This is a genomic window from Parvibaculum sp. (assembly GCF_035325945.1).
Classification (GTDB): domain Bacteria; phylum Pseudomonadota; class Alphaproteobacteria; order Parvibaculales; family Parvibaculaceae; genus Parvibaculum.
The window spans coordinates 1-3,636 of sequence record NZ_DAOKYX010000036.1 but is presented as its reverse complement, the minus strand read 5'-3'; the positions used below and the strand labels follow the sequence as shown (position 1 = coordinate 3,636).

General features: G+C 64.8%; 2 protein-coding genes. Both read right to left on the bottom strand.

The window, feature by feature from the left end; all coding sequences use genetic code 11:
- Positions 1-5: 5 nt before the first annotated feature.
- On the bottom strand, positions 6-479 hold the full coding sequence (gene greA / locus PKA57_RS13435) for a transcription elongation factor GreA (protein WP_324301393.1): 474 nt from the start codon (positions 477-479) through the stop codon (positions 6-8).
- A 172-nt stretch (positions 480-651) separates the two neighbouring features.
- A partial coding sequence (gene carB, locus PKA57_RS13430; RefSeq protein ID WP_324301391.1) for a carbamoyl-phosphate synthase large subunit occupies positions 652-3,636 on the bottom strand: 2,985 nt, incomplete at its 5' end.

The window sequence follows — 3,636 nt, the reverse complement described above, 5'->3', positions numbered from 1 at the left end:
AGTCCTTACTTGTACTCGACCTTCAGGATCTCGTAGGACTTGCCGCCGCCGGGCGTGTTCACTTCCACGCTATCGCCGACGGACTTGCCAATGAGCGCGCGGGCGATGGGCGAGGTGATGGAGACGCGGCCCTTCTTCACGTCCGCCTCGATCTCGCCGACGATCTGATAGGTCGCTTCTTCGTCCGTGTCCTCATCGACCAGCGTCACCGTCGCGCCGAACTTGACGGTCTCGCCGGAGAGCTTCGAGACGTCGATCACTTCGGCGCGGCTGATCTTGTCCTCGAGTTCCGCGACGCGGCTCTCATTCAGCCCCTGCTGCTCCTTGGCAGCGTGATATTCCGCATTCTCCGACAGATCGCCATGCTCGCGCGCTTCCGCGATCGCCTTGATGATGCGCGGACGCTCAACGGACTTCAGAAACTTGATTTCCTCTTCCAGGGACTTGTAGCCCTCGGAAGTCATCGGAATCCTCTCCATGTCGGACGATCTCTCTTAAGTTTGCCCTGTCTCGAAATGGGCCGGGTCCGGCTTTTGCCAATAAAAACCCGCCGGAGCCGCCGAGCGACTCCGGTCGGGATGTTTGTGAGGTCTGATTGTGGGCGAGGCGCGCGCCGAAGGTCAATTCCAGAATTTTCCCGCGCGCCGCTCGTTACTCCGCCGCCGTGGCAACCTTTCCATATGACTGGAGCGCGGCCACTTCGAGCTGGCCCTTGCGGATGGCGTCGATGCCTTCGACGGCCGCTCGGGCGCCCGCGACGGTCGTGTAGTAGGGCACCTTCATCATCAGCGCCGCACGCCGCAGCGACATGGAATCGGCTACCGCCTGCGCGCCCTCGGTCGTATTGAAGACGAGCGCGATTTCACCGTTCTTGATCGCATCGACGATGTGGGGACGGCCTTCGAGCACCTTGTTGATGGTGCCGACATCGAGCCCCTGCTCCTTCAGGAAGCGCGCCGTGCCGCCCGTCGCGACGAGCTTGAAGCCCATGTCGAGGAGCTTGCGCGCGGGCTTCACGATCTTGTCCTTGTCGCTGTCCTTGACCGAGACGAAGACGGTGCCCGATGCGGGGACGGCGGTGCCGCCCGCGATCTGGCTCTTGGCGAAGGCGACGGCGAAGCTCCTGTCGAGGCCCATGACCTCGCCGGTCGAGCGCATTTCCGGGCCGAGGATCGTGTCGACGCCGAGGAAGCGCGCGAAGGGGAAGACGGCTTCCTTCACCGCCACGTGATCGTAGCTGAAGGGCTTGAGGCCGAAGCCCGCGAGCGGCTCGCCCGCCATCACCTTGGCGGCGACCTTCGCCACCGGAGTGCCGATCACCTTGGCGACGAAGGGAACGGTGCGCGAGGCGCGCGGGTTCACTTCGAGCACATAGATCGTGCCGTCCTGCACGGCATATTGCACGTTCATCAGTCCGCCGACCTTCAGCGCGAGCGCAAGCTCCCGCGTCTGGCGCTCGATCTCGGCGATGGTTTCCTTCGGCAGCGAGTAGGGCGGGAGCGAGCAGGCCGAGTCGCCCGAATGAACGCCCGCCTCCTCGATATGCTCCATGATGCCGCAGACGAACACATCCTTGCCGTCGCAGAGCGCATCGACATCGACCTCGATCGCATCGCGCAGATAGTGGTCGATCAGAACCGGGCTCTTGCCGGACACGACCACCGCTTCGGTTATGTAGCGCTCGAGGTGGTTCGCGTCGCGCACGATTTCCATCGCGCGGCCACCGAGCACATAGGACGGGCGGATGACGACGGGATAGCCGATGCGCTCGGCGATCGCCTTCGCTTCCCCGGCCGAGCGGGCGATGCCGTTCGGCGGCTGGCGCAGGCCGAGGCGGTCGAGCAGGTCCTTGAAGCGGTCGCGATCTTCGGCGAGGTCGATCGCGTCGGGCGAGGTGCCGAGGATCGGGATGCCCGCGCGCTCGAGATCGTTGGCGAGCTTCAGCGGCGTCTGGCCGCCGAACTGCACGATGACGCCGGCAAGCGTGCCCTTTCGCGTTTCGACGTCGATCAGCTCGAGCACGTCTTCGGCCGTCAGCGGCTCGAAATAGAGCCGGTCCGACGTGTCATAGTCGGTCGAGACGGTCTCCGGGTTGCAGTTGACCATGATGCTTTCGATGCCGATCTCTTCCAGCGCGAAAGCGGCATGGCAGCAGCAATAGTCGAATTCGATGCCCTGGCCGATGCGGTTCGGTCCGCCGCCGAGAATGATCGCCTTCTTGCGGCCAGAGGGATCGGACTCGCAATCGGCGCGGCCGGCGAAGTCGGCCTCATAGGTCGAGTACATATAGGGCGTGAGGCTCTCGAACTCCGCCGCGCAGGTGTCGATACGCTTGTAGACCGGACGCACGCCGAGCGCGCGGCGCGTCTCGCGCACATTTTCCTCGTCGGTGCGCGCAAGCTCGGCGAGCCGCGCATCGGAAAATCCCATCGCCTTCAGGTGGCGCATCTCCGCCTTCGTCGAAGGCAGGCCCTCGGTGCGCACCTTCTCCTCCGCGTCGACGATCGACTGCAGCCGCTCGATGAACCAGGGATCGTAGCCGGACGCCGTGTGGATCTGTTCATGCGGCACGCCGAGGCGCAGCGCCTGCGCGATCACAAGAAGGCGGTCGGGCGTCGGGCGCCCCAGCGCCGCGCGGATCGCGTTCTTGTCGTCGCCTTCACCCATGCCGGCGAACTTGACCTCGTTGAGGCCGGTAAGGCCCGTCTCCATCGAGCGCAGAGCCTTTTGCAGGCTCTCCTCGAAGCTGCGGCCGATCGCCATGGCTTCGCCGACGGATTTCATGGACGTGCCGAGCAGGGGCTCGGCGCCCGGAAATTTCTCGAAGGCGAAGCGCGGGATCTTGGTGACCACATAGTCGATGGTCGGCTCGAAGGAAGCGGGCGTCACCTGCGTGATGTCGTTCTTCAGCTCGTCGAGCGTGTAGCCGACGGCGAGGCGCGCCGCGACCTTGGCGATCGGGAAGCCCGTCGCCTTGGAGGCAAGGGCGGAGGACCGCGAGACGCGCGGGTTCATCTCGATGACGACGAGGCGCCCATCCTTCGGATTGACGGCGAACTGCACGTTGGAGCCGCCCGTCTCGACGCCGATCTCGCGCAGCACCGCGATCGAGGCGGTGCGCATGATCTGATATTCCTTGTCGGTCAGCGTCAGCGCCGGCGCGACGGTGATCGAGTCGCCTGTATGCACGCCCATCGGATCGACGTTCTCGATCGAGCAGATGATGATGCAGTTGTCCGCCCTGTCGCGGACCACTTCCATCTCATACTCCTTCCAGCCGAGCACCGATTCCTCGATCAGCACTTCGGTGGTGGGCGAAGCGTCGAGGCCGCGTTCCACGATCTCGGCGAATTCCTGCCGGTTGTAGGCGATGCCGCCGCCGGTGCCGCCAAGCGTGAAGGAGGGGCGGATGATGGCGGGAAGCCCGACATAGTCGAGGCCGGCCAGCGCCTCTTCCATATTGTGCGCGGCCATGGAACGCGGGCTTTCGAGCCCGATCTTGTCCATCGCGTCGCGGAAGAGCTGGCGGTCTTCCGCCTTGCGGATTGCGTCGCGATTGGCGCCGATCATCTCGACGCCGAACTTGTCGAGCACGCCCTGATCGGCGAGCGCGAGCGCGGTGTTGAGCGCCGTCTG

Coding starts and splice junctions, on each gene's coding strand:
- greA (WP_324301393.1), bottom strand. CDS start 479: ATGGAGAGGATTCCGATGACTTCCGAGGGCTACAAGTCCCTGGAAGAG.